Annotated in this window: 19 protein-coding genes and 1 tRNA gene; 4 read left to right on the top strand and 16 right to left on the bottom strand. The window is 68.4% G+C overall.

The window, feature by feature from the left end:
• Positions 1 to 97 precede the first annotated feature (97 nt).
• Entirely contained in the window at positions 98 to 2,236 is a 2,139-nt protein-coding gene (gene glgX, locus J2847_RS00925; protein WP_209776339.1) for a glycogen debranching protein GlgX, read from the bottom strand.
• 195 nt (positions 2,237 to 2,431) lie between these two features.
• On the opposite strand from glgX, the gene J2847_RS00920 reads away from it, so the two are divergent.
• Positions 2,432 to 3,379 carry a hypothetical protein gene (locus J2847_RS00920; RefSeq protein ID WP_209776337.1) on the top strand — a complete coding sequence of 316 codons (948 nt, stop codon included), beginning with the start codon at positions 2,432 to 2,434 and terminating at the stop codon, positions 3,377 to 3,379.
• A 77-nt stretch (positions 3,380 to 3,456) separates the two neighbouring features.
• Positions 3,457 to 5,766, top strand: a complete 2,310-nt coding sequence (locus J2847_RS00915) for a tetratricopeptide repeat protein (RefSeq protein WP_209776335.1) — start codon at positions 3,457 to 3,459, stop codon at positions 5,764 to 5,766.
• Between the two features lie 14 nt (positions 5,767 to 5,780).
• Here the strand turns inward: J2847_RS00915 and glgB are convergent, their stop codons facing one another.
• The 3 genes from glgB to J2847_RS00900 all read right to left on the bottom strand — a co-directional run bounded on the left by glgB (position 5,781) and on the right by J2847_RS00900 (position 12,031).
• The gene (gene glgB, locus J2847_RS00910; RefSeq protein ID WP_233474230.1) at positions 5,781 to 8,006 is read right to left on the bottom strand and encodes a 1,4-alpha-glucan branching protein GlgB; all 2,226 of its coding nucleotides are present in this window, start codon (positions 8,004 to 8,006) and stop codon (positions 5,781 to 5,783) included.
• Between the two features lie 273 nt (positions 8,007 to 8,279).
• Positions 8,280 to 11,597, bottom strand: a complete 3,318-nt coding sequence (gene treS / locus J2847_RS00905; RefSeq protein WP_209776331.1) for a maltose alpha-D-glucosyltransferase — start codon at positions 11,595 to 11,597, stop codon at positions 8,280 to 8,282.
• Between the two features lie 140 nt (positions 11,598 to 11,737).
• A complete protein-coding gene (locus tag J2847_RS00900) occupies positions 11,738 to 12,031 on the bottom strand; it encodes a hypothetical protein (RefSeq protein ID WP_209776330.1) in 294 nt (97 codons plus the stop codon).
• Positions 12,032 to 12,208: 177 nt separating this feature from the next.
• Here J2847_RS00900 and J2847_RS00895 point away from each other — a divergent pair, with 177 nt between their 5' ends.
• Positions 12,209 to 13,156 carry a glycosyltransferase gene (locus J2847_RS00895; protein WP_209776328.1) on the top strand — a complete coding sequence of 316 codons (948 nt, stop codon included), beginning with the start codon at positions 12,209 to 12,211 and terminating at the stop codon, positions 13,154 to 13,156.
• On the opposite strand, the gene pdxR is transcribed toward J2847_RS00895, so the two are convergent.
• On the bottom strand, positions 13,083 to 14,651 hold the full coding sequence (gene pdxR, locus J2847_RS00890; protein WP_233474204.1) for a MocR-like pyridoxine biosynthesis transcription factor PdxR: 1,569 nt from the start codon (positions 14,649 to 14,651) through the stop codon (positions 13,083 to 13,085). The genes J2847_RS00895 and pdxR overlap by 74 nt on opposite strands.
• A gap of 110 nt (positions 14,652 to 14,761) precedes the next feature.
• Here pdxR and J2847_RS00885 point away from each other — a divergent pair, with 110 nt between their 5' ends.
• A complete protein-coding gene (locus J2847_RS00885; protein WP_209776327.1) occupies positions 14,762 to 15,412 on the top strand; it encodes a pyridoxamine 5'-phosphate oxidase family protein in 651 nt (216 codons plus the stop codon).
• Between the two features lie 124 nt (positions 15,413 to 15,536).
• On the opposite strand, the gene J2847_RS00880 is transcribed toward J2847_RS00885, so the two are convergent.
• From J2847_RS00880 to J2847_RS00830, 11 genes are all read right to left on the bottom strand, one after another.
• A complete protein-coding gene (locus J2847_RS00880; RefSeq protein WP_085556226.1) occupies positions 15,537 to 16,148 on the bottom strand; it encodes an OmpA family protein in 612 nt (203 codons plus the stop codon).
• A gap of 187 nt (positions 16,149 to 16,335) precedes the next feature.
• Positions 16,336 to 16,854, bottom strand: a complete 519-nt coding sequence (locus J2847_RS00875) for a gamma carbonic anhydrase family protein (RefSeq protein ID WP_085556225.1) — start codon at positions 16,852 to 16,854, stop codon at positions 16,336 to 16,338.
• Positions 16,855 to 17,060: 206 nt separating this feature from the next.
• Positions 17,061 to 18,137 carry an N-acetyl-gamma-glutamyl-phosphate reductase gene (argC, locus tag J2847_RS00870; protein ID WP_209776325.1) on the bottom strand — a complete coding sequence of 359 codons (1,077 nt, stop codon included), beginning with the start codon at positions 18,135 to 18,137 and terminating at the stop codon, positions 17,061 to 17,063.
• Positions 18,138 to 18,246: 109 nt separating this feature from the next.
• Positions 18,247 to 18,735 carry a 30S ribosomal protein S9 gene (gene rpsI / locus J2847_RS00865; RefSeq protein WP_085556223.1) on the bottom strand — a complete coding sequence of 163 codons (489 nt, stop codon included), beginning with the start codon at positions 18,733 to 18,735 and terminating at the stop codon, positions 18,247 to 18,249.
• 5 nt (positions 18,736 to 18,740) lie between these two features.
• Complete coding sequence (gene rplM, locus J2847_RS00860; protein WP_085556222.1) at positions 18,741 to 19,205, bottom strand: 50S ribosomal protein L13; 465 nt, start codon at positions 19,203 to 19,205, stop codon at positions 18,741 to 18,743.
• 180 nt (positions 19,206 to 19,385) lie between these two features.
• Complete coding sequence (locus J2847_RS00855) at positions 19,386 to 19,874, bottom strand: PaaI family thioesterase (protein ID WP_085556221.1); 489 nt, start codon at positions 19,872 to 19,874, stop codon at positions 19,386 to 19,388.
• A 99-nt stretch (positions 19,875 to 19,973) separates the two neighbouring features.
• A complete protein-coding gene (locus J2847_RS00850) occupies positions 19,974 to 20,720 on the bottom strand; it encodes an outer membrane lipoprotein (protein ID WP_325169289.1) in 747 nt (248 codons plus the stop codon).
• A gap of 100 nt (positions 20,721 to 20,820) precedes the next feature.
• Positions 20,821 to 21,477: a TerC family protein gene (locus tag J2847_RS00845; protein ID WP_209776321.1), complete on the bottom strand. Its 657-nt coding sequence runs from the start codon at positions 21,475 to 21,477 to the stop codon at positions 20,821 to 20,823.
• 299 nt (positions 21,478 to 21,776) lie between these two features.
• Entirely contained in the window at positions 21,777 to 22,073 is a 297-nt protein-coding gene (locus J2847_RS00840) for a RebB family R body protein (protein WP_209776319.1), read from the bottom strand.
• Between the two features lie 242 nt (positions 22,074 to 22,315).
• A tRNA-Val gene (locus J2847_RS00835) sits at positions 22,316 to 22,390 on the bottom strand.
• A 98-nt stretch (positions 22,391 to 22,488) separates the two neighbouring features.
• Positions 22,489 to 22,761, bottom strand: coding sequence for an HU family DNA-binding protein (locus tag J2847_RS00830; protein ID WP_085556217.1), 273 nt, complete (start codon positions 22,759 to 22,761; stop codon positions 22,489 to 22,491).
• Positions 22,762 to 22,866 lie beyond the last annotated feature (105 nt).

Here is a 22,866-nt window from a genome sequence, read left to right as displayed (position 1 = left end):
GGTTATCACGACCGATCCCGTCCGTCGCGCTACCATCGCACGTCCTGCGCGCACCGGCGGGCGAAGCGGCGTGGAACCGATTCCCCCGCCCCGGCCCTCACATCCCGGCCTGCTCGACCAGGGTGAAGACCAGGACCGTGCGCCCATCCACCAGCAACGCACGCCCGGCCAGCGCGATGCGCTCGTCCCCCGCCCCGTCCTCGACGCGGGTGTCGAGCACGCAGCGCCAGCCGCGCCCGCCCGGCACGTCCGGCAGGGTGACCGCCAGCGTGTCGGCGTGGGCGTTCAGCACGATCAGCAGCACCCCGTCGTCGAGCGGCTGGCCGTCGGGGGCGACATGGTTGCCGGCGCGGCCGTTGAGCAGCAGGACGATGCAGCGCGCCTGGGTGTTGCGCCAGTTCTCGGCGGTCTTCTCCACGCCTTGCGCGTTGTACCAGACGATGTCCTTCAGCCCGTTGGACGCCGCCTCGCGCCCGTGCAGGAAGACCGGCCGGCGCAGCACCGGGTGCGCCCGGCGCAGCGCGATGACGCGGCGGGTGAAGGACAGCAGGGCCGGGTCCTGGCGCGACCAGTCCAGCCAGGTCAGCTCGTTGTCCTGGCAATAGGCGTTGTTGTTGCCCTTTTGGCTGTGGTTCATCTCGTCGCCGGCCAGCATCATCGGCGTGCCCTGAGACAGGAACAGGGTGGCCAGCAGGTTGCGGGTCTGGCGGGCGCGCAGCGCGTTGACCGCGCGGTCGGCGGTCTCGCCCTCCACCCCGTGGTTCCACGAGCAGTTGGAGGAGTGGCCGTCACGGTTCTCCTCCCCGTTCGCCCAATTGTGCTTCTCGTTGTAGGAGACGAGGTCGTGCAGGGTGAAGCCGTCGTGCGCGGTGATGAAGTTCACGCTGGCCCAGCTCCGCCGCCCGCGCTTCTCGAACAGGTCGGACGAGCCGGCGATGCGCCCGGCCAGTTCCGGCAGCATGCCGTCGTCGCCGCGCCAGTAGCGCCGCACGGTGTCGCGGTAGCGGTCGTTCCACTCGGCCCAGCCCGGCGGGAAGTTGCCGACCTGGTAGCCGCCGGGGCCGACGTCCCACGGCTCGGCGATCAGCTTGACGTCGGCCAGCACCGGGTCCTGGCGCACCGCGTCGAGGAAGCCGGAGCCCGGATCGTAGCCATAGGGCTCGCGCGCCAGCACGGTGGCGAGGTCGAAGCGGAAGCCGTCGACGTGCATCTCCGTCACCCAGTAGCGCAAGGAATCCATCACCATCTGCACCACGCGCGGATGGGCGAAGTTCAGGGTGTTCCCGGTGCCGGTGTCGTTGATGTAGAAGCGTGGGCTGTCCGGCATCAGCCGGTAGTAGCTGAGGTTGTCGATGCCCTTGAAGGACAGGGTCGGCCCCAGATGGTTGCCCTCCGCCGTGTGGTTGTAGACGACGTCGAGGATGACCTCGATCCCCGCCTCGTGCAGGCGGGCGACCATCGTCTTGAACTCCGACAGGACGTTGGTGTTCATGTAGCGCGGTTCGGGCGCGAAGAAGCCGATGGAGTTGTAGCCCCAGTAGTTGGTCAGGCCGCGCGACACCAGATGCTGCTCGTCGGCGATGGCCTGGACCGGCAGGAACTCGACCGAGGTGATGCCGAGCGCCCGCAGATACTCGATGACGCTGTGGGCCGACATGCCGGCGAAGGTGCCGCGCAGATGGGCCGGCACGTCGGGATGGCGCATGGTGAAGCCGCGGACATGCGTCTCGTAGATCACCGTGTCGGTCCAGGGGACGGAACGGTGGCGGTCGTGCCCCCAGGTGAAGGCGCCGTCGACCACCCGGCATTTCGGCATCCCGCGCGCGTTGTCGCGCCGGTCGAAGGACAGATCCTCGCGCGTCGAGCCAACGCGGTAGCCGTAATGGGCGTCGGACCATTTGAAGCCGCCGAACAGCGCGCGGGCGTAGGGGTCGAGCAGCAGCTTGTTCGGGTTGAAGCGGTGGCCCTCCTCCGGCTCGTAGGGGCCGTGGACCCGGTAGCCGTAGAGCTGGCCGGGCCGCGCCTCGGGCAGGTAGCCGTGCCAGACCTCGTCGGTGTGCTCCGGCAGGGTGACGCGCTCAACCTCGCGCTGGCCGGTCTTGTCGAACAGGCACAGCTCGACCCGCTCGGCATGGGCGGAGAAGAGCGCGAAGTTGACGCCGAAGCCGTCCCAGGTGGCCCCCAGCGGGTGCGGCTTGCCGGGCCAGACGGTGGAGCGGGTGGAGGTCTGGGGCATCGGCGGTGTCCGGGTCGGCGGCTGGGAACGGGTGGCAATCCCTTGATCCCCATTAGAAAGGCTCGGATCGGCACGTCAAGAAAGATCCGCCGCCGAGGATCGGCCGACTAACGCCCGCAGCGGTTGATCGTCTCTTGAAATCTTCCCCTCCTCCATGGTCATCTGCGTGCGCGAAATGGTGGCTGGGGTTGGTTGATGAGATTCGCGCGCGCCGGCATGGACAACGTTGTGGACACGATGCGCCGGGGGGATGACGAGACGGTTGCCAAGGGCGAAAATTACCGTTGGGAAGAGCGGGTATCCGCCGAGCGTTTGATCTCCTTCCAAAAGGGAAGCGACGGCGTCGAGTCTCCGGAGGATCTGGACAGGCATCACGGCAGCTATCTGACCAACGCCGTGAACGTCTTTTCCAAGCGCGACGAGCCGGCCTCCTTCACCGCATCCAACGTCAACGCCCTGCTTCCACCGCTCGACGAAACTGGAATCCTCGTGCGCGTCGAGGATTTGACGTGGTGCGCGTCCAAGCTTCTCGCCCTTCCCAACGACAAGCGTGCCGAACGTTGGCCCAAGGAAATCGCGTCATTGAAGGCGTCCTTCGATGCGGGAACCAGCGCTTTCGATCTGTTTTTCAGGAATTACCTCTCCAACCTCATCGAGCGCCGCCCGATGTTCGCCGCGCTGAAGGAGGAATTGGACAAGCGCCCCGGCTGGCGTGAGGATTGGACAACCGTCCTGCCCGACCTTCTGGGATTGGCGCATCTGACCGCAACCCCCGAGAACCCCCGCCTGGTCGCGCTGATGAGCTATCCGGTCAAGCGCGTGCTCGATGCGCCGGGCCGCGTGGCGAAGGAACACCGCTTCGCCGCGCCGACCGTGCTCGACCATCGTCCGAACGGCTGGTTTCTTCCGTCACCGTTGCCGAGTCCGGAAAATCCGATACATTATGGACGAGCCGTCCACCTGCGGAGCCAGGGCACCATGATGTGCGAGATCATCCATCGCAGCATCACCTACGAGCTTGGCGACGTGCAGGATGTGGCGGTGCTGACAACCCCCATCACGCCACCGCTCGCGACCGTCCGCAAGGATCACCTCGAACCGCTGCGGCGCTTGAGCGGCTGCGCCGCCTTCGCGGCGGATTGAGTCTCATGGCAACCTACGCAACCTGCGCCGCCTGGATCGAGGCGCTGCGCGCCGACCCCGCCAACCGGCTGAACCGGATGCTGCGGCAGTGGGACGGCATCAGCCCATACCAGCGGGGCGAGGTCTTCGATACCATCCGGATCGCCCTGTCGGAATCGGGAAGCGATGATGATCGCCGGCTGATCGATCGTGAATTGGCAGGATGGCTGACCGACCGCTTGGCCGAACCACCGGAGACAGTGGACGAGGTTGGCTGGAACAGCTACGTCGCCGCCTTGGTGGAAGCGTTCGGCTTGGCCTCCTCCGTGTCCCTGCCCATGACCGGCTCTCTGTTGCGTGACCGCCACACGGAGTTCAAGGATTGGACGCGGGGGCTGTCGGAGGAGGGGCCGGGCAACATCCGCGCCCGCTATCTCCTCGCACTGGCGCACAATCAGGGGGAGACACGGCGTTTCCTGTCCTTATGGCTGCGGCTGTGCCGCGACGCCGGGGCTGACCAGCCAACGCCGGCGGAGGCTGATTTCCACCTGACCATCGGCCTGCTCGGCCTGCGGCTGCTGCCCTCCCCCGATGGCGGCGCCACGGTCGTGGAGGAAGCGGAAGGCATAATTCGCTGGGCGGCACGTCTGCCCAACACCCAGGAGGCGCACACTCGGTTCCTGCGCCGCTGGCGCGTGTTCGCGGAGGTTTTCCCCCGCGGGTCCAGCGATTGGGCGGCAATGCTGGAAAACAACCTCGCCGACCATGCCACCCGCCCCTTCGCCGCATGGTTGCGGGAGGAGTTGGGCATCCATACGCCCACCAAGGTCGGACCGGCACGGGAACCGGCACGGAACGACACCTTTGCGGTTATCGACGAGATCCGCAAGCTTCCCTGGGGCAAGGCAAAGGCGAAAATCGACCAGTTCATGGCGAAGCAGGAGCGCTACGCCCAATCCAGCGGCTCGGCCTACACCCTATCCCGTGCCTTCAATGTCCTGGGCAACGCCCTGCTCGGGATGGAGGACCGTCCAGAGACACCACCACTGGCCGAGCGGTTGGCGGTGAAGGTGCTGGAGCATGACGCCAACGACGAACCGAGCTGGGTGCTGTGGTCGAAGGCGATGCGGCGGATGGGCCGGGTAAAGGCCGCCGAAGCCGTGCTGTGGCGCGCCTGCCGGTTCATGCTGGACAAGGTCCATGTCCGCAACGTTCTGGCCGAGAGCATGGAAAATGAAGGGAGAGTCGCGGAAGCCGAAGCCCTCTACCGCGACACCATCAAGCGCTTTCCGGCAGACGAGGTGGCCCCGAATGCCCTCGCCAAGCTGCTCGCCGACAACGGACGCGCCAAGGAGGCCGAAGCCCTTTACCGCGATACCATCAAGCGCTTCCCCACAGACGAGGTCGCCCCCAGCGCCCTCGCCAAGCTGCTCGCCGACAACGGACGCGCCAAGGAGGCCGAAGCCCTCTACCGCGACGCCATCAAGCGCTTTCCAGACGATCCCGTTTGCCGCCTCGATCTCGGCCTGTTGCTGCTCGACCTGAAACGCCCGCTGAAGGAGGTCCAACCTTTCCTGGAGGATCTGCTTCGGATGCGCGCACCCGTAGCCGGCATCCTGCGCCGGCACATGGACGCGGAACAACGCGGCCAGCGCGTTCCCAGACAACAGAACAACCAACCCAAGCTCACCCAATCCGCTTCGCCGTCATCCCCTATGGCGGAACCCGATCCCGACTGGTCCACGTTCATCGCCTCGGGTGACGCGCTGCATGCGGAGTTCCTGCTGTCTCCTGCGCTGAACGATCCAAAGCTTCTTCTCGTAACGGCGGAGAAGCGGGCTGATCTGCGAGAGACCGCCAAGACGATGCTGCGCGAGGCGATCGCGCGGGCGCCCAACAACCCGGTGGTGCGGTTGATCGCCGCCCGCTATCCCGATGTGATCGCCAGGACCATCGACGCCGACACGGCGCGGCGGGTTGCCGGTGGGGATTTCGGGCTGCGGCTGGAACTGGCCCTGCGCGACAAGGACGAAGAGGCGTTGGACTATCTGTTCGAGGATTTCCACGATCCCGGTCAAAAGGCGGTCGCCGCTTGCGGCTGGCTCTGGCTGAACTCCGACTCGCAAGCCCATGGTGCTGAGGAAGCCGCCGAACATCTGCGCCACTGGCTGGCCGACGATGCTCCGAAGACCGCCCTGCCCGCTCTGGTCCACATCCATGACGAGTTGCGCGAGCGGTTGCCTTTCTGGTCGCGCAACGCCGACCGCAACGGCTTCCTGGAAAGCTGGGACAGCCTGCACGGCGACAGGCAGCGCCGGGCGCAGATCCGCGCCCTGATCGACATCGCCCTGCTCGGCCTTGCCCTCGCGGAGATGTCGATGCTGGCCGATCTGCCGGTCGCAGCCTGAGGGCCGGCGGGGCGTCAGCCGCCCCGCCGCTCCAGGATCAGCGTCGCCAGCGGCGGGATGGTCAGGTTGAGCGAGTGGGTGCGGCCATGCCACGGCACTTCCTCCGCCTCGATCGCCCCGCCGTTGCCGACGCCGCTGCCGCCATACTCCGGCGCGTCGGTGTTCAGCCGCTCCACATAGCGGCCGGGCAGCGGCACGCCGACGCGGTAGCCCTCGCGCGGGACCGGCGTGAAGTTCGACACCGCGATCACCAGATGGTCCGGATCGCCGGCCTTGCGCAGGAAGGTGAAGACCGAGTTCTCGTTGTCGTTCGACTCGATCCACTCGAACCCGGACGCGTCGCAATCGGTCCTGTGCAGCGGCTCCAGTTCCCGGTACAGGCCGTTCAGGTCGCGGATCAGGTCGCGGACGCCGCGATGCTGCGGCTCCTCCAGCAGGTGCCAGTCGAGGCTGCGCGCCTCGCTCCATTCCCGCCACTGGGCGAACTCGCCGCCCATGAACAGCAGCTTCTTGCCGGGATGGGCGAACATGAAGCCGTAATAGGCGCGCAGGTTGGCGAATTTCTGCCAGCTGTCGCCCGGCATCTTCTCGATCATCGAGCCCTTGCCGTGCACCACCTCGTCGTGGCTGAGCGGCAGGACGAAATTCTCCGAGAACTGATAGATCAGCCCGAAGGTCATCTTGTGGTGATGGTAGCGCCGGTGGATCGGGTCGTTCTGCATGTAGGACAGGGTGTCGTGCATCCAGCCCATGTTCCACTTGTAGCCGAAGCCGAGGCCGCCGAGATAGGTCGGCTTCGACACCATCGGCCAGGAGGTCGATTCCTCCGCCACCGTCATGGCGCCGGCGTGGTGGCCGTAGACCAGCTCGTTCATCCGCTTCAGGAAGGCGATGGATTCCAGGTTCTCGCGCCCGCCGAACTGGTTGGGGATCCACTCCCCCTCCTTGCGGCTGTAGTCGAGGTAGAGCATGGAGGCCACCGCGTCGACCCGCAGCCCGTCGAGCCGGTACTGGTCGAGCCAGAACAGCGCGTTGCCGAGCAGGAAATTCTGCACCTCGGTCCGGCCGAAATTGTAGATCAGGGTGTTCCAGTCCTGGTGGAAGCCCTGGCGCGGGTCGGCGTGCTCGTAGAGATGCGTGCCGTCGAACAGCCCCAGCCCGTGCGGGTCGGTCGGGAAATGGCCGGGCACCCAGTCGAGCAGCACGCCCAGCCCCGCCCGATGGCAGGCGTCGACGAAGGCCTTGAAGTCCTCCGGCGAGCCGTGGCGGCTGGTCGGCGCGTACATCCCGATCGGCTGGTAGCCCCAGGAGCCGTCGAAGGGATGCTCGGTGATCGGCAGCAGCTCGATGTGGGTGAAGCCCAGGTTCTTGACGTAGGGGATCAGCCGTTCCGCCAGCTCCTGGTAGGTCAGGAAGCGGTCGCCCTCCTCCGGCACCCGCGCCCAGGATCCCAGATGCACCTCGTAGATCGACACCGGGGCGTCGCGGTCGGAAGCGGCGGCGCGGCGGCCCTGCCACTCGGCGTCGCGCCATTCGTAGGCCGGCAGGCCGTGCACGACCGACGCGGTGGCCGGCCGCATCTCGGCGCGGAAGGCGTAGGGGTCGGCCTTCTGCGGCAGCAGGTTGCCGTCGGGCCCGCGCACCTCGAACTTGTAGCGCTGGCCGGCGGTGGCGTGGGGCACGAAGATCTCCCACACCCCGGCCTCGACGCGCCGCCGCATCAGCAGCCGGCGGCCGTCCCAGTTGTTGAAGTCGCCGATGACGCTGACGCTCTTGGCGCTCGGCGCCCAGACCGCGAAGGCGACGCCCTCGACCCCATCGAGCGTGCGCGGGTGGGCGCCCAGCCGCTCGAAGGCGCGCAGGTGGGTGCCCTCGGCCAGCAGATGGACGTCCAGCTCGCCCAGCACGTTGCCGAAGCGGTAGGCGTCCTCGAATTCCTGGGTCGCCAGCGGGTACTGGGCGCGCAGCCGGTAGCGGAAGCGCTGCGTCCGCTCGGCCAGCACCGCGACGAAGAAGCCGTCGTTGTGGACGCGCTCCGCCTCCCCGGCCGGCTGGCCGGTGGCGCTGTCGATCACCCACAGGCGGTCGGCGCCGGGAACGAAGGCGCGGACCTCGACCGGCCGGCCGGGCGCCGGCTGCTGCATGCCCAGCACCGCGAAGGGATCGCCATGGTCGGCCCGCGCGATGGCGTCGGCCGCCGCCAGCAGGGCCGGATCGGGAGAAACGGTGGCGCGGGTCATGCGCGTGTCCGTGCTGATATCGCTCGCCATCGGGAGAACTCCTGCCCGTCTTCGTGATCCGTGGTGAACATACAGAGGCCGGCTTCGTCACACCATGCCCGGCGCATCGGCCAATCGGCCAGGGGGGAGGCTCTGCCAAACCTCGTGCCCCCACCCCGCCCCTCCCCCGCTGGGCGGAGGAGGGGGCTTGTGCAGAAGCTTTGTGAAAGTGCGGCGCTCATCCCCTCCCCCGCCCAGCGGGGGAGGGTTAGGGTGGGGGCACATGATGCCCACTCACTCCGCGTCGAGCAGCCCCAGCACGCCCTTTACCGGGATGCCGATCCAGCCCGGGCGGTGAGCGGCCTCGTAGGCGATCTCGTAGAAGGCCTTCTCCAGCAGGAACAGCGTCAGCAGGCCACGCGCCTCCGCATCGTCCGCCGGCCAACTCGGGCAGCCCTCGATCGCCGTGCGGTAGCCGGCGAGGAAGGAGTCGGTGCTGCGCCGCTCCCAGTCGCGCGCGGCGTCGAGCACCGGGGTGGCGGTTTCGGCGCCGCCGTCGAGCCGGAACAGCGCCGCCCAGGCGGCGTAGTTGAAGGACCGCATCATGCCGGCAACGTCGCGCAGCGGGCTGTGCTTGGCCCGGCGCTCCTCCAGCGTCTTCACCGGCTCTCCCTCGAAATCGAGGATGTACCAGTCGTTCTGGGCGCGCACCACCTGCCCCAGGTGATAATCGCCGTGGATGCGGGTCTTGGCGCTGCGGACCGGCTGGTCGGCCAACGCCGACAGGCGCCGCGTCACCTCGTCCCGGCGGGCGAGCAGCCGCTCGACGTCCTCGCGGACCGCGTTCGGCACGCGGTCGAGCGTGCCGGGCAGCGCCGCGAAGGCGGCGTCGGCCTGCCGGCGGGCGGCGTCGGCCCATCCCCGCATGTCCTCGGCCGTCACCGGCTCCGGATCGAAGCCCCGGTCGCCGGTGGTCTGCGCCAGTGCGCGGTGCAGCTCGGCGGTGCGCTGGCCCAGCGTGGTCATCATCGTCAGATGCATGCTGAAGGGCTCGCCGGACTCCGCCGCGTCGGGCGTGGTGGTGGCGACGCCGAGCCGGATGTCCTCCAGCTCGCGCTCCAGCGTCTCCACCGTGCTGGCCCAGCCGTCGCCCTGGTTGCGGACGAAGCTCTGCACCACCGCCAGCGCGGTGGGCGTGCCGTCGGGGGCGATGTGCTCGACGGCGCCCAGCGTCGCCGGGGTGTTGGCGAAGCCGGCGACCTCCGTCAGGAAGCGGCCCATCTCGATTTCCGGATGCTGGCCGGCGACGAGGCGGCGCAGCACCTTGACGACGATCTGGCTGTCGACCAGCACCGAGTTGTTGCTCTGCTCGACGCCGAGGCGACGCACCTCCGGCTCGGCCGCCAGCTCGATCGCCTCGAGCTGGCGGGTCGGCGTGAAGCGGATGGTTCCGGCGCTGCCGTTGGCGGGAAGCGCCCTGCCCTGGCGGAGCGCGTCGAGCAGCGACAGGACGAAGCCGTCGGTCTGCACGGCGTCGTACAGCGCGCCGGTCTTCGGCCCCCGCCGCGCCTTGGCCAGCGTGAAGGGCAGCAGCGGCCAGCCGGCGTTGCCGGCGGCGCCGTCCCAGCTCATCGCCAGCGGCAGGAAATAGGTCTGCGGCGGGGTGCCGCCGTCCAGCTCGACCTGGACCTTCAGCAGCATGAAGCCGTCGCCGCTGGCGCCCAGCGTGTCCTTCAGCTCGGCGGCCAGCGTGACGTGGGAGGCGACGATGCGCTGGTCCTTGGCGGCGAACCAGCGCTGCTTGGGCAGGTAGGCCTGGAGGATGTCGCGGGCGAGGTCCTCGCCGGCCTTGCCGGTGGTCAGGCTCTTCCACCCCTCGCGCATCACCACGGTCAGCAGGTCGGGCACCGGCTCCGGCAGCGTCTCGTGCCAGCTCGGCAGCTCGGCCTCGGCGGCCAGCGTGAACCAGTAGAAGCCATAGGCCGGCAGCGTCAGCAGATAGGGCAGATCGCCGACCGGCGGGAAGACGGTGCGGCCGAGCAGTTCGACCGGGATGCGGCCCTTGAACGCCTTCAGGTCCAGCTCGACCGCCTGGGCCGAGCGCGACAGGTTGGCGACGCACAGCACGATCTCGGTGCCGTTCTCCGTCTCCAGGCAGCGCAGATAGGCGAGCACCTTGCGGTTGCCGGGGTAGAGCAGGCTGAAGCTGCCGCGCCCGAAGCCCGGACGCTGCTTGCGCACCGCGACCAGCCGCTTCATCCAGTGCAGCAGCGAGGAGGGGTTGCGGGTCTGCGCCTCGACGTTGACCGCCATGAAGCCGTAGATCGGGTCGAGCACGGCGGGCAGGTAGAGCCGCGCCGGGTCGGCGCGCGAGAAGCCGCCGTTGCGGTCGATCGACCATTGCATCGGCGTGCGCACGCCGTCGCGGTCGCCGAGATAGATGTTGTCGCCCATGCCGATCTCGTCGCCGTAATAGAGCACCGGCGTGCCCGGCATCGACAGCAGCAGGCTGTTCAGCAGCTCGATCTTGCGGCGGTCGTTCTCCAGCAGCGCGGCCAGCCGGCGCCGGATGCCGAGGTTGATGCGCATCCGGCGGTCGGACGCGTAGAAGTTCCAGAGATAGTCCCGCTCGGTGTCGGTCACCATCTCCAGCGTCAGCTCGTCATGGTTGCGCAGGAAGATGGCCCACTGGCATTCCTCCGGGATGTCCGGGGTCTGGCGCATGATGTCGGCGATCGGGTGCCGGTCCTCCATCGCCACCGCCATGTAGATGCGCGGCATCAGCGGGAAGTGGAAGGACATGTGGCACTCGTCGCCGCCCTTCTCCAGGTCGCCGAAATAGGGCAGCACATCCTCCGGCCACTGGTTGGCCTCGGCCAGCAGCATGCGGTCGTCGTAATGCTTGTCCAGCTCGGCGCGGATCGCCTTGAGGACGTCGTGGGTCTCCGGCAGGTTCTCGTTGTTGGTGCCCTCGCGCTCCTTCAGGTAGGGGATGGCGTCGAGCCGCAGCCCGTCGACCCCCATGTCGAGCCAGAAGCGCATCACCGTCAGCACCTCGGCCAGCACCTCGGGGTTGTCGAAGTTCAGGTCGGGCTGGTGCGAGTAGAAGCGGTGCCAGTAATAGGCGTTGGCGACCGGATCCCAGGTCCAGTTGGACTTCTCCGTGTCGCAGAAGATGATGCGCGTGCCCTGGTACTTCTGGTCGGTGTCGGACCAGACGTAATAGTCGCGGTGGTTCGAACCGGGAGGCGCCTGGCGGGCGCGCTGGAACCACGGATGCTGGTCGGAGGTGTGGTTGATGACCAGCTCGGTGATCACGCGCAGGCCGCGCTCGTGGCACTCGTCCAGGAAGCGCTTGAAGTCGTCGAGGTTGCCGTAGGTCGGGTTGACCGACGTGTAGTCGGCGATGTCGTACCCGTCGTCGCGCAGCGGCGAGGGGTAGAAGGGCAGGAGCCAGACCGCCGTGACCCCGAGGTCCTGGATGTAGTCGAGCTTCTGGGTCAAACCGGCGAAATCGCCGATGCCGTCGTTGTCGGCGTCGAAGAACGCCTTGACGTGCAGCTGGTAGATGACGGCGTCCTTGTACCAAAGCCGGTCCTGGCGGTCGATCATGGGTCCAGCACTTTCGCGAATCGTGTTGCGGAGACACGTGTTGCGGGAACACCGTAGGCAAACAAGCCAGACGGGTGAAGGTTTCACCCGGCCGGCCGGAAGAATCGTGACAGGAACCGGCCCGAAGGTCGAGTCCGTCGCTAGCCCAGACGCGCGCCCCGCACCATCCGTTCGCGCGGGGCGTAGCGCCCCTTCTGGCGGGCGGCCAGGGAAAGGGCCTCGTGCGCGATGAGGCGGCGGTAATCGGGATCGACCCGGCCGAACATGGCGAAGGCGGTCTTCACCGCCTCCGTCGTCCGGCTCGCCACCGCCGCGCGCAGCGCGTTGCGCAGCATGCGCAGCTCCAGGACGCCGGGAACGCAGGTGCGCTCCACCGCCTCGGACAGGATTTCGATCGAGCAGAGCGCCGCCTCGTCGTCGAGCCGATACGTCATGTCCCTCGGACGCTCCCCAAGCCTGTCCTTGACCGTTCAAAGCCTTGCTTTTCTTATCCTTCGGCTGGGACAAAGGCCAGACCTTCCGGCGGCGCGGGCGCGCGCGGCTTGACTTGCGCCGCCCCCCCCATCAGGCTGCCCGCCTATCCGAAAGAATGGACGGCGACAGCGCGGATCATGGCCCCCCTCGGCTCCTTCATCATCGTCACCGGCGGCGATTCCCGCTATTGCCCGCTGATCCTCGAACTGGTCGCCTCGCTGCGCGCGCTGAAGCCGGCCGCCGAATGCCCCATCGGCATCGTCGACGCCGGGCTGACCGACGAGCAGCGCGCCGCGATGTCGGCCGACGGGCTGACGGTGGTGACGCCGCCCTGGCCGGTGGAGATCCCGGCGCACCGGCTGCGCAACCGCATCCACCTGAAGGCCAACCTCGCCAAGCTGCATCTGCCGACCTACTTCCCCGGCTACGACACGGTCATCTGGATCGACGCCGACGCCTGGGTGCAGGATTGGGAGGCGGTGGAGATGCTGCGCCGGGGCGCCGCGCTGAACCGCTTCGCCATCGTCGCCCAGTTCGGCCGCTTCTCGGAAACGGAACTGCGGCTCGACTGGCTGTTCGGCCGCTTCGCGCGGGTGCGTTCGATCCTGCTGAAGAACGCGCTGCGCGCCGGCCTGAGCGCCGCCGAGAGCCGCGCGCTGGCGACCCGCCCGACGCTCAACGCCGGGGCCTACGCCCTGAAGGCCGACGCCCCGCACTGGGCGGCGTTCCAGCGCTGGCAGAAGCGGGTTCTGGTCAAGGGCCGGCTGTTCACCTCCGACCAGCTCGCCATGGCCGGCGCCATCTACCTCGACGGGCTGCCGGTGGAGCTGCTGCCGGAATGGTGCAACTACATCGGCCCCTGGCGCTTCGACGCGGACAGGCGTGAGCTGGTCGAATACTACCTGCCCAACCGCCGGCTCGGCATCGTCCACATGGCCGGCGAGGACGCGATGCGCGCCGACCCGTCGGTGCGCCGCGCCGTGCTCGACATGCAGGACCGCGAGCACCAGCTCAGCCTGCGCCAACCGGCCTGGCCGGCGGTCGGCGCGGTGACGGACGCGACGGCGACGGTGCCGGCCCTCTGATCGGATCCGGGCGGCCACCCGCCACCCCCGCCAGTTCCCGCACCGCGCGCTCCAGCGCCTCCACCCCATGGGCGGCGAAGCCCAGCACCAGCCCGTTGCCGCCCGCCCCGTCCACGCCATAGCCGGAGAGCGGCGGCGCCGTCAGCCCGACGCGCGCCGCCCGCTCCGCCAGCGCGCGGTCGGAACAGCCGTCCGGCAGGCGCAGCAGGACGTGCATCCCGGCCTCCCCCGCCTCGGCCTTGCCGAAACCCGCGAACTCCCGGCCGAGCGCGTCGAGCAGCGCCGCCCGCTTCCCCGCGTAGAGCGCCCGCATCGCCCGCAGATGCGACGCCAGATGCCCCTCGGCCACGAAGCGGTGCAGCGCCGCCTGCGGCACCACGCTGGTGCCGCCGTCGAAATGACGCCGCGCCGCCCGCACCGACTCCACCAGATCGGGGGGCACCACGACATAGCCGAGCCGCAGCGCCGGGAACATCACCTTGCTGAAGCTGCCGACATAGACCACCCGCCCGGCCCCGTCCAACCCCTGCAAGGCGGCCAGCGGCGGGCCGGCGTAACGGAACTCGCTGTCGTAATCGTCCTCGACGATCCAGGCGTCGCGCGCCGCCGCCCAGTCCAGAAGCTGGAGCCGACGCCCCAGGCTCATGGTGACGCCGAGCGGGAACTGGTGCGACGGCGTCACCAGCGCCAGCCGCGCACCGTCGCCGCGCCGCACCCCCTCGGCCACGTCGATGCCCTCCGCATCGACCGGCACCGGAACCAGCCGCGCCCCCGCGCCCAGCAGCGCGGCGCGGTTTCCCGGCCAGCCGGGATTCTCCACCCAGGCCGCGTCGCCGGGGTCGAGCAGCAGTTGCGCCACCAGCGCCAACCCCTGTTGCGCCCCCGACACGATGACCACCTGTTCGGCGTCGCAGCGAACCGCGCGGACCGCCCGCAGATAGCCGGCGATCGCCTCGCGCAGCGGCGGATGGCCGAGCGGATCGGGATCGGCCGCCAAGCCGCGTCCGCCGACCCGCCAGCTCCGCCCCAGCAATTGCCCCCACAACGCGAAGGGGAACGCGTTCAGGTCGGGCGTGCCCAGCGAGAAGGGCCGGTCGAGCGGATCGCGCGCCACCGACGGCGCCTCGGCCAGCGCCGCGCCGCGCCGCGACAGCCCGACGCCGCGCCGCGTGTCGAAACGGCGCGGCGCCCCCTCCGGCGGAACGTCCGGCAGGGCGGTCGCCACGAAGGTGCCGGCCCCGACCCTGCCGGTGACGTACCCCTCCGCCAGCAGCGTGTCGTAGGCGGTCACCACCGTGTTGCGCGACAACCCCCACTCGGCCGCCAGCGCGCGGCTCGGCGGCAGCCGCTCCCCCGGCCGCAACCGCCCATCGACCACCGCCTGTCGCAAGGCGCGGTAGAGCTGGCGGTGCAGCGGCTCGGGTCCGGCACGGTCGAGCGCCACCGGCCCCAGGCTGGCGAGAACCGGACGGGCGCGGCGTCCCATGCGTCCCATCAGCACGGCCTTTCGAATTGGACCCAACGGAAAGAGCCAACCGGACCTTTCAACCGGACCATTTTCGCCGCAAAGCTCCGGCATCGCAACCCAGCCGGACCCGCCAGGCCATGAGCAGCGCCCATTCCGCCGACACCGCCCAGCCCCTGCCCCAGACCCCGCGCACCCGCGCGGTGCGGCGGGGCGATCGCGGCTCCCACGACGTCGCCACCATCCACGCCATCATCGACGAGGCCGCGGTCTGCCATGTCGGCTTCATCGACGGCGGCGAGTCTCCGGACTCCAGGCCGGTTCCCGTGGTCATCCCGACCGTGCCCTGGCGGGTCGGCGGCGAGCTGATGATCCACGGCTCCTCGGCAAGCCGGATGATCCGCCGCCTGCAATCGGGCGACGAGGCCTGCGTCACCGTCTCGCTGATCGACGCCTGGGTGCTGGCCCGCTCGGCCTTCAACCATTCGGTCAACTACCGCTCGGTGGTCCTGTTCGGCCGCCCGCGGCTGGTCGAGGAGGAAACGGAAAAGCGCGCGGTGCTCGACGCGCTGGTCGAGAAGATCGAGCCCGGCCGCGCCGCCAAGGTTCGCGCGCCCAACGCGCAGGAGCTGAAGGCCACCGCCGTGCTGGCCTTCCCCATCGCCGAAGCCTCGGCCAAGGTCCGTTCCGGCCCGCCGGGCGACGATCCGGAGGACATGGATCGTCCGGTCTGGGCCGGCCTCGTGCCGTTGTCGCTGGTCGCCGGCACGCCGGTCCGCGACGGGGAGTGAGGCGCCCGCCAACCTCAGAAAAGAAAAGGGCCGCGACCGGAGGATCCGATCGCGGCCCTTTTCTTTTTCACGCAAGCCGAAGCCGCCCCGATACCCCCGGAGCGGCCCCGGCCCGTTCGTCCGATTAGGACGACGGGGCGTTGACACCGCGCGGCAGGATCTGCGCGCGACGGTTCGACGGCTCGCGGACGTTCGGGCCGGTCTGGACCAGCAGCTGGCCCTCGCCCTTGCCTTCGGTGGTGACGTTGGCGGCCGGGATGCCCTTGGCGACCAGAGCCTTCTTCACCGCGTCGGCGCGACGGATCGACAGGCGCTGGTTGTAGGCCGGCGAACCCGAGCTGTCGGTGTGGCCGACAACATGGATGCGCGCGCCGCCCGACTTGCTGATCGCGGCCACGGCGTCGCCGATCACGCGGTCGGCGGCCGGGGTGACGACCGACTTGTCCCAGTCGAAGAACACCAGGTATTCGTTCTGAACCTGAGCCACCGGAGCGACGGCCGGAGCAGCGGCTTCCGGCGGGCACGGGTAGCTGCCCTGGTGGATCACATAACCGCCATTGGCGGTGCGGGCATCGACGCCGCCCGGAACCTGACCGGTCCAGCCGATCACCGGGTTGCACCACTTGGTGCCGATGCCGACCAGGCTCGCGTCCTGGGCGTTGGCGGCGCCAGCCAGACCGATGGCAACGATAGCGGCCGGCACGACCGCCAGACCAGCGCGAACAAGAGTCTTCATGTCTTCACTCCCTTCCAGAACCCTTCCCCATCAGAGTGCCTGCGGGGGATGAACCTTTCAATCGAAGCATCCGCCCACGTGCAAGCGCGGCAGCCAGCGGTCCAACATGTGGTGTCCGGCGTTGTTCCGAAACCTCTGCCGAACGGCCTGTTTGCCCCGTTACTTGGACCTATGCTCCTCTTCCATATCAGCTTTTCCGGTAGGTTTCCGCCAAATCCGCATAGCGGCGGGCGGACACCGGAAAAAAGCCGAGATCACGCTCGGAAAGCTCGCGAACCGGCCTTGCGGGACTTCCGGCCCACAAGAATCCCCGTGTCACCCGCTTGCCGGGCGTCACGAGGGCACCGGCGGCGACCATCGCCCCCGACTCGACATGCGCCCCGTCCATGACGCAGGCCTTCATGCCGATGAAGCAGCCGTCCTCAAGCGTGCAGGCGTGCAGCAGCGCCATGTGGCCGACCGTGATGTCGTCGCCGATGTAGGTGCCCTGCCCCTCGGAGGCCACGTGGATCACGGTGCCGTCCTGGATGTTGGTGCGGGCACCGATCCGGATTTCGTTCACGTCTCCGCGCACGGTGCAGCCATACCAGATGCCGCTGTCCGGCCCGATGACGACATCGCCGATCACCACCGCCGTTTCCGCGATGAAGGCGGTCGGGTCGATGGTGGGAAGGATGCCGTTGAAGGCGCGGACGAGACCGGACATGACGTCTACCTGAACCATGCGTGACGCGCGGGATTGAAACACCCCGCGCCCAAGGGCACCACCCGAATTCGTGGTGCACGGTCAAAGCGGGTCGGTATTGCTGCGTCTTTGCAACACTGGGCGTCCGGCGTCACACTGCCATGCGCCGGACGCCGGTCCCGACCCTCATCTGTGTCGTGATCTTGCCGGACCGCTCCGGAACAAGGTCACGGGAACAGCGGCGCCTGATCGATGCCGGTGGTCTCGCCCAGGCCGAGCATGACGTTCATGTTCTGGATCGCCTGCCCCGAGGCGCCCTTCACCAGATTGTCGATGACCGAGACGATGATGGCGCCGCGCGGGGTGCGGTCGGCGACCACGCCCATCAGCGCGTGATTCGACGCGCGGACATGGCGGGTGGCCGGCACGACCCCGGCGGGGGTCACCCCGACGAAGGGTTCGTCGGCGTAGCGCGCGGCGAGAGTCGCCCGCAGGTCGTCGGCGGTGACGCCCTCGGCCATGCGGACATAGATCGTCGCCAGCATGCCGCGGTTCATCGGCACCAGATGCGGCGTGAAGGAGACGGTCACCGGCCGGCCGGCGGCCAGCCGCAGCTCCTGCTCGATCTCCGGCATGTGGCGGTGATGGCCGACGCCGTAGGCGTTGAAGCCCTCCGACACCTCGCAGAACAGGTTGGCCTGCTTGGCGTCGCGGCCGGCACCCGACACGCCGGACTTGGCGTCGATGACGATCCCGCCCGGCTCGATCTGGTTCTCCAGCAGCAGCGGCAGCAGCGGCAGCAGCGAGCAGGTCGGGTAGCAGCCGGGGTTGGCCACCACGCGCGCCTTGCGCACGCCCTGGCGGTTGAACTCGGTCAGGCCGTAGGCGACCTCCTTCTGGAGATCGGTGGCGCGGTGCTCGTGCCCGTACCAGGTCGCGTATTCGGCCGGGTCGGTCAGCCGGAAATCGGCGGACAGGTCGACCACCTTCAGCCCGCTCGGCAGGCCGGCGATGACCTCCTGCGTGGTGCCGTGCGGCAGGGCGCAGAAAACGAAGTCCAGCCCGTCCCACCTGACCTGATCGATCTTCACCAGATCGGGCAGGCCGAAGCCGCCCAGATGCGGGAACACCTCGGCCAACGGCTTTCCGGCCTGTCGCTCGGCGGTCAGCGCCGCGATCTCGACGTTCGGGTGACGCAGCAGCATGCGCACCAGTTCGGCGCCGGTGTAACCGGACGCGCCCAGGATGCCGACGCGGATCTTCGTGCCGCCGGGTGTGCTGCCAGACGTGCTGATCAGGGCCATGAAACCGGTGTCCTTCGCTGGAAAAGTCATGGAAGAGACAAAAAGAAAGGGGCGTCCCTTTCGGGACGCCCCTCGCTTGTACCGTAGCGACGCGGGTCCGGGTAGGGCCTTAGCGCTTCGAGAACTGGAAGCTGCGGCGGGCCTTGGCGCGGCCGTACTTCTTACGCTCGACCGTACGGGCGTCGCGGGTCAGGAAGCCGGCGGCCTTCAACGGCGGGCGCAGGGCCGGCTCGAAGTAGGTCAGGGCCTTCGAGATGCCGTGACGGACCGCACCGGCCTGACCCGACAGACCGCCGCCGGCGACCGTGGCGACCACGTCGAACTGCTCGACGCGCTCGGTCAGGCCGAAGGGCTGGGCGATCATCATGCGCAGCACCGGGCGGGCGAAATAGACGCTCTGGTCGCGGCCGTTGACGGTGACCTTGCCGGAGCCCGGCTTGATCCACACGCGGGCGACGGCGTCCTTGCGCTTGCCGGTGGCGTAGGCGCGGCCCTGCGCGTCGAGCTTCGGAGCGGCCAGCTCTTCGGTGACGGTCGCGGTGGTGGCGGCGCCCGTCAGATCCTTCAGGCCGGAAAGGGTGGTGGTAACCTGAGCCATTTGGATTACGCGCTCCGCTTGTTCTTCGGGTTCAGGGCGGCGACGTCGATGGCGACGGGCTGCTGGGCCTCATGCGGGTGGGCGGCGCCCTTGTAGACCTTGAGGTGGGTCATCTGCTTGCGGCCGAGCGGACCGCGCGGAACCATGCGCTCCACGGCCTTCTCGATGACACGCTCCGGGTACTTGCCGTCCAGGATCTGGCCCTTCGAACGGCCCTTGATGCCGCCCGGATAGCCGGTGTGCCAGTAGAAGATGTCGGCGTCGCGCTTGTTGCCGGTCAGCTTCACCTTCTCCGCGTTGATGACGACGATGTGATCGCCGCAATCCATGTGGGGGGTGTAGGTCGGCTTGTTCTTGCCGCGCAGGATGTTCGCCAGGATGCTGGCAAGCCGTCCGAGAACGAGGCCGTCGGCATCGACGACGTACCACTTCTTCTCGATGTCGGTCGGCTTCAGATTGAAGGTCTTCATCGCCACACTCTTAATTCTGCCACAGATCGGCGGGCCGCCGAATCCGGGGCGCCGAAGCGGACGGTTTATGACGGTTCATGGATCGGGCTGTCAATGGAAAAATTTCACTTTAAAATCAATGAATTGCATTCGCGGTATCTCAATACCGCTCATTGAATGGCATTGATTCCAAAGGATTTTTCAGTCAGACGCCGATCCCTGGTATCCAGATACCGCAAGCTTCACCGGATCATGGGGCGGAATCGAATAGGTGCCGGTGGCGTGGGCGACGGGCTCCGGGTCGCCCTCGGAGAAGATCAGGATCTCGCCATAGGCCAGCCGCTTGCCCATCTTGAGGATGCGGGCCTCGGCGACGATGGCGACCGGCGGCGGGCGGCGCAGGAAATTGATGGTCATGCTGGTGGTGACCGCCAGTTCGACCCGCCCGATCAGGCTGAGCACCGCGCCGTAGAGCGCCACGTCGGCCAGCCCGAACATCGCCGGCCCGGTCACCGTGCCGCCCGGCCGCACGAAATCGTCCTTGTAGGGCAGCCGCAGCCGGATCGTCCCGGCGCCCAGGCTGTCGATCGCCACGCCGAAGCTGCCGACCAGCGGAACCCCTTCGCGGATCAGGGTGTCCAACTCGTCCTTGGCGATGGCGGGAGCGGTGGGAGTGGCGGCTTCGGTCATGGGTCCTCGGATCTTGCGCGGTCTGTTGGCGGCCCGAACAGTGTGCGAAACCGCCGATCCAGGCAAGCCCGGCGAGGACGGACCGGAACAGCGCCCGCGCTACTCGGCCATCCGCACCGCGTCGCCCGACAGGGGCAGCGGAGCGACCGGGGGCGGCACGGCCGCCGGAGGCTCCGCTGCCGGAGCAAGGCGCACCGGCCCCGAAGCGGACGGCCCCGAAGCCGGCGGCGCCGCTTCGGGCGCGCCGCCTTCCGGCTGGGCGGAGGGGGGCGGCAACGGTTCGGCGCGGATGTCCGGCTTGGGGTCCGTCCGGGCTTCCGGCTCGGGAGCGGGCTTGGCCTCGGCCCTGGGCTTCTCCGGTTCGGGCGGTGTCGCCTCGGCCGGGGTCGAGTAGTCGGGGACGATGCGGGCCTGGCTGCCGGTGATGACCAGCACCTTCTGCCCGATGGGCAGCGGCTTCGGCTCGCGCTGGGTCAGGGACAGCAGCTCGTTGTTCGGCTTGCGGACGATGTACTCCCAGCCGGTCGTGTCGCCGCTGATGTGCTCCAGCGTGTTGCCGAGGATCGTGCCGATGGCGGTGCCGCCGACCGTGCCCAGCGCGGCGCTCATGCCGCCGGACCCGACCTGCGCGCCGAGGATGCCGCCGGCCGCGCCGCCGCTGACCGCGCCGACCGTGCCGTTGGCGCTGATCGCGACCTGACGGAAGCCGACGACGATCGCCGGCTCGACCTTGTTGGCCTGCTGGACGGCGTTGCTGGCGTAGGTGTTGGGGGAATAATCGGAAGAACAGCCGGCAAGGCCGCCGGTCACGGCGGCGAGCAGGCAGACCACGGCGAATCGCGACACGGGAACAACCATCCGCTTGAAAGCCCAGGCCCGTTGATAAGCGATCCCGTGCCGCGCGTCACCCCGGATTTTCCGGGACGCAGACCGGACGCGAAGCGCGTCAGTGGCCGTTCACCAGGGGCCAGACCTCCATCGCGCCACGATAGATCATGTCGAGCGACACGTAGAGGATGACCAGCAGGCCGACATAGGCGACCCAGCGGTGCTTCTGGAGAACCCGCGCGATGAGGCTGGCGGCAAGACCCATCAGGGCGATGGACAAGGTCAGGCCGATCACCAGCACGGTCATGTGCTCGCGCGCGGCACCGGCCACCGCCAGCACGTTGTCGAGGGACATGGAGACGTCGGCGACGATGATCTGCCAGATCGCCTGGGGCAGCGTCTTGCGCGGCGCCGAGCCGGCGACGGCGCCATCCCCGTCGAGGTCGCTGTCCGACAGCGCCTCCACCGCCTCGTCCTCGCTCGCGTGGGAGGCGCGCAGCTCGCGCCACATCTTCCAGCAGACCCACAGGAGCAGCACGCCGCCCGCCAGCAGCAGGCCGATGATCTGAAGAAGCTGGGTGGTGACCGCCGCGAAGGCGATGCGCAGAACCGTGGCGGCCAGGATGCCGACCAGAATGGCCTTGCCGCGCTGGTCGCGCGGCAGCCCGGCGGCGGCGAGGCCGATGACGATGGCGTTGTCGCCGGCCAGAACCAGATCGATCATGATGACTTGCAGAAGCGCCGTCAGGGCGTCCGCGGTGAAAAGCTCGCTCATGCGGGAAGCGTCCTCGCGTAGGGGCACGGGAGGAGTGACGGCACGCTTCGTCGCAGGAACACCGCACGCGCGCGAGGAAACGCACGAACCGGGGCCACTCCATCGGAAATCCAGTCCGACATCGCAACCCCTGAGGGGGGTTGCCAGAGGGGCCCGGCCTGGTTGCCGTGGCTTTACGCCAAGGCCAAGCGTCCTTCAACCCCCAAGCGGTGGACCCAGCCCCCCGCAAACCGATGCCCCCAACCACCATGGGAATAGGAAGGTCCGGGTGGCTGAGGGCGCCGGAACAGCCGCCGACGTTATTTGGAAGCGAGAATTCTGGCGGTGGCGACGGCGTCGGAAACCGTGTCGAGCGAATAGAGGGTCGCCACGCCGATGCCGGTGGCCAACGTCGCCTGGGCGCCCAGGGCGCGCTGCCACTCCACCATGGTTGCAAAGCTCTGCGCCGCGTTGTTGGCGGCGTCGGCCAATGCCTGCCGGGACGCGGCAGCGAGCAGGTTGCCCATCGCCATGGCGGGGGAATCGCCCAGCACCTTGACGTTCGCCTGGGTAACCGAATCGGTGATCTGGCTGTTGACGGCGGTGGGAAAAGCCATGGAGCCTCCGGAAGGATCGAGGCGGCCGACGGGCCGCCGCATGATTGCAGGAACCCGACCTCGCGCCCGACGCGAACCCCAACGGTCCGCGATCCGCGCGCTGTGGCCGACACCCTCACCTTTATCGTTTTCCGGTTGCGCTTCCAATAGGGAGAGACACGCAGTGCAACATCGGGCATGCCACGGAAATGCGAAACGGCCCCTCTCAGGGCCGTTCTTTCGCGCAACAGCATGGAAAGGATTGGTGGGCGATGAGGGGATCGAACCCCCGGCCACCTCGGTGTAAACGAGGCGCTCTACCGCTGAGCTAATCGCCCGAAAAGGAAACCGACCCGAAACGAAACCGGCCGGACAGGGGTCCGGCCGGCCGCACTATGCCCCGAAGGCGCCGATCAGTTCAAGATCGGTTCACCAATCAGTTCAGGGCGTCCTTCAGCGTCTTGCCGGCCTTGAACTTCGGCTGCTTGGACGCCGGAATGTCGATCTTCTCGCCCGTGCGCGGATTGCGGCCCTCGCTGGCGGCGCGCTCGGCCACCGCGAAGGTGCCGAAACCGACCAAGCGGACCTCGTCGCCCTTCTTCAGCGAGTCGGCAATGCCCTCGAACACCGCATCGACCGCCTTGGTCGCGTCAGTTTTAGACAAACCCGACGCATCGGCCACATGCGCCACGAGATCGTTCTTGTTCACGCAATCCCCCTTCCGAATTCAGCAAATACTCAATTCCAAAAAGCCGCCCCACGACTTTTCGGGGGCGAAGCATAATCACAGCCTCACCCGCCCGTCAATTGGCGA

Origin of the sequence: Azospirillum agricola (assembly GCF_017876095.1) — a bacterium.
Classification (GTDB): domain Bacteria; phylum Pseudomonadota; class Alphaproteobacteria; order Azospirillales; family Azospirillaceae; genus Azospirillum; species Azospirillum agricola.
The sequence above is the reverse complement of the archived record's forward strand: the minus strand, read 5'-3'. Positions and strand labels throughout refer to the sequence as shown.

Excerpts from the sequence above, each read along its gene's own strand:
- glgB (WP_233474230.1), bottom strand. The coding sequence starts at position 8,006 with ATGACCCGCGCCACCGTTTCTCCCGATCCGGCCCTGCTGGCGGCGGCC.
- J2847_RS00875 (WP_085556225.1), bottom strand. The coding sequence starts at position 16,854 with ATGTCCGGTCTCGTCCGCGCCTTCAACGGCATCCTTCCCACCATCGAC.
- J2847_RS00885 (WP_209776327.1), top strand. The coding sequence starts at position 14,762 with ATGAGCAGCGCCCATTCCGCCGACACCGCCCAGCCCCTGCCCCAGACC.
- J2847_RS00845 (WP_209776321.1), bottom strand. The coding sequence starts at position 21,477 with ATGAGCGAGCTTTTCACCGCGGACGCCCTGACGGCGCTTCTGCAAGTC.
- J2847_RS00880 (WP_085556226.1), bottom strand. The coding sequence starts at position 16,148 with ATGAAGACTCTTGTTCGCGCTGGTCTGGCGGTCGTGCCGGCCGCTATC.
- J2847_RS00920 (WP_209776337.1), top strand. The coding sequence starts at position 2,432 with ATGAGATTCGCGCGCGCCGGCATGGACAACGTTGTGGACACGATGCGC.
- rpsI (WP_085556223.1), bottom strand. The coding sequence starts at position 18,735 with ATGGCTCAGGTTACCACCACCCTTTCCGGCCTGAAGGATCTGACGGGC.
- pdxR (WP_233474204.1), bottom strand. The coding sequence starts at position 14,651 with ATGGGACGCATGGGACGCCGCGCCCGTCCGGTTCTCGCCAGCCTGGGG.
- rplM (WP_085556222.1), bottom strand. The coding sequence starts at position 19,205 with ATGAAGACCTTCAATCTGAAGCCGACCGACATCGAGAAGAAGTGGTAC.
- J2847_RS00895 (WP_209776328.1), top strand. The coding sequence starts at position 12,209 with ATGGCCCCCCTCGGCTCCTTCATCATCGTCACCGGCGGCGATTCCCGC.
- J2847_RS00855 (WP_085556221.1), bottom strand. The coding sequence starts at position 19,874 with ATGACCGAAGCCGCCACTCCCACCGCTCCCGCCATCGCCAAGGACGAG.
- argC (WP_209776325.1), bottom strand. The coding sequence starts at position 18,137 with ATGGCCCTGATCAGCACGTCTGGCAGCACACCCGGCGGCACGAAGATC.
- glgX (WP_209776339.1), bottom strand. The coding sequence starts at position 2,236 with ATGCCCCAGACCTCCACCCGCTCCACCGTCTGGCCCGGCAAGCCGCAC.
- treS (WP_209776331.1), bottom strand. The coding sequence starts at position 11,597 with ATGATCGACCGCCAGGACCGGCTTTGGTACAAGGACGCCGTCATCTAC.
- J2847_RS00840 (WP_209776319.1), bottom strand. The coding sequence starts at position 22,073 with ATGGCTTTTCCCACCGCCGTCAACAGCCAGATCACCGATTCGGTTACC.
- J2847_RS00915 (WP_209776335.1), top strand. The coding sequence starts at position 3,457 with ATGCTGCGGCAGTGGGACGGCATCAGCCCATACCAGCGGGGCGAGGTC.
- J2847_RS00900 (WP_209776330.1), bottom strand. The coding sequence starts at position 12,031 with ATGACGTATCGGCTCGACGACGAGGCGGCGCTCTGCTCGATCGAAATC.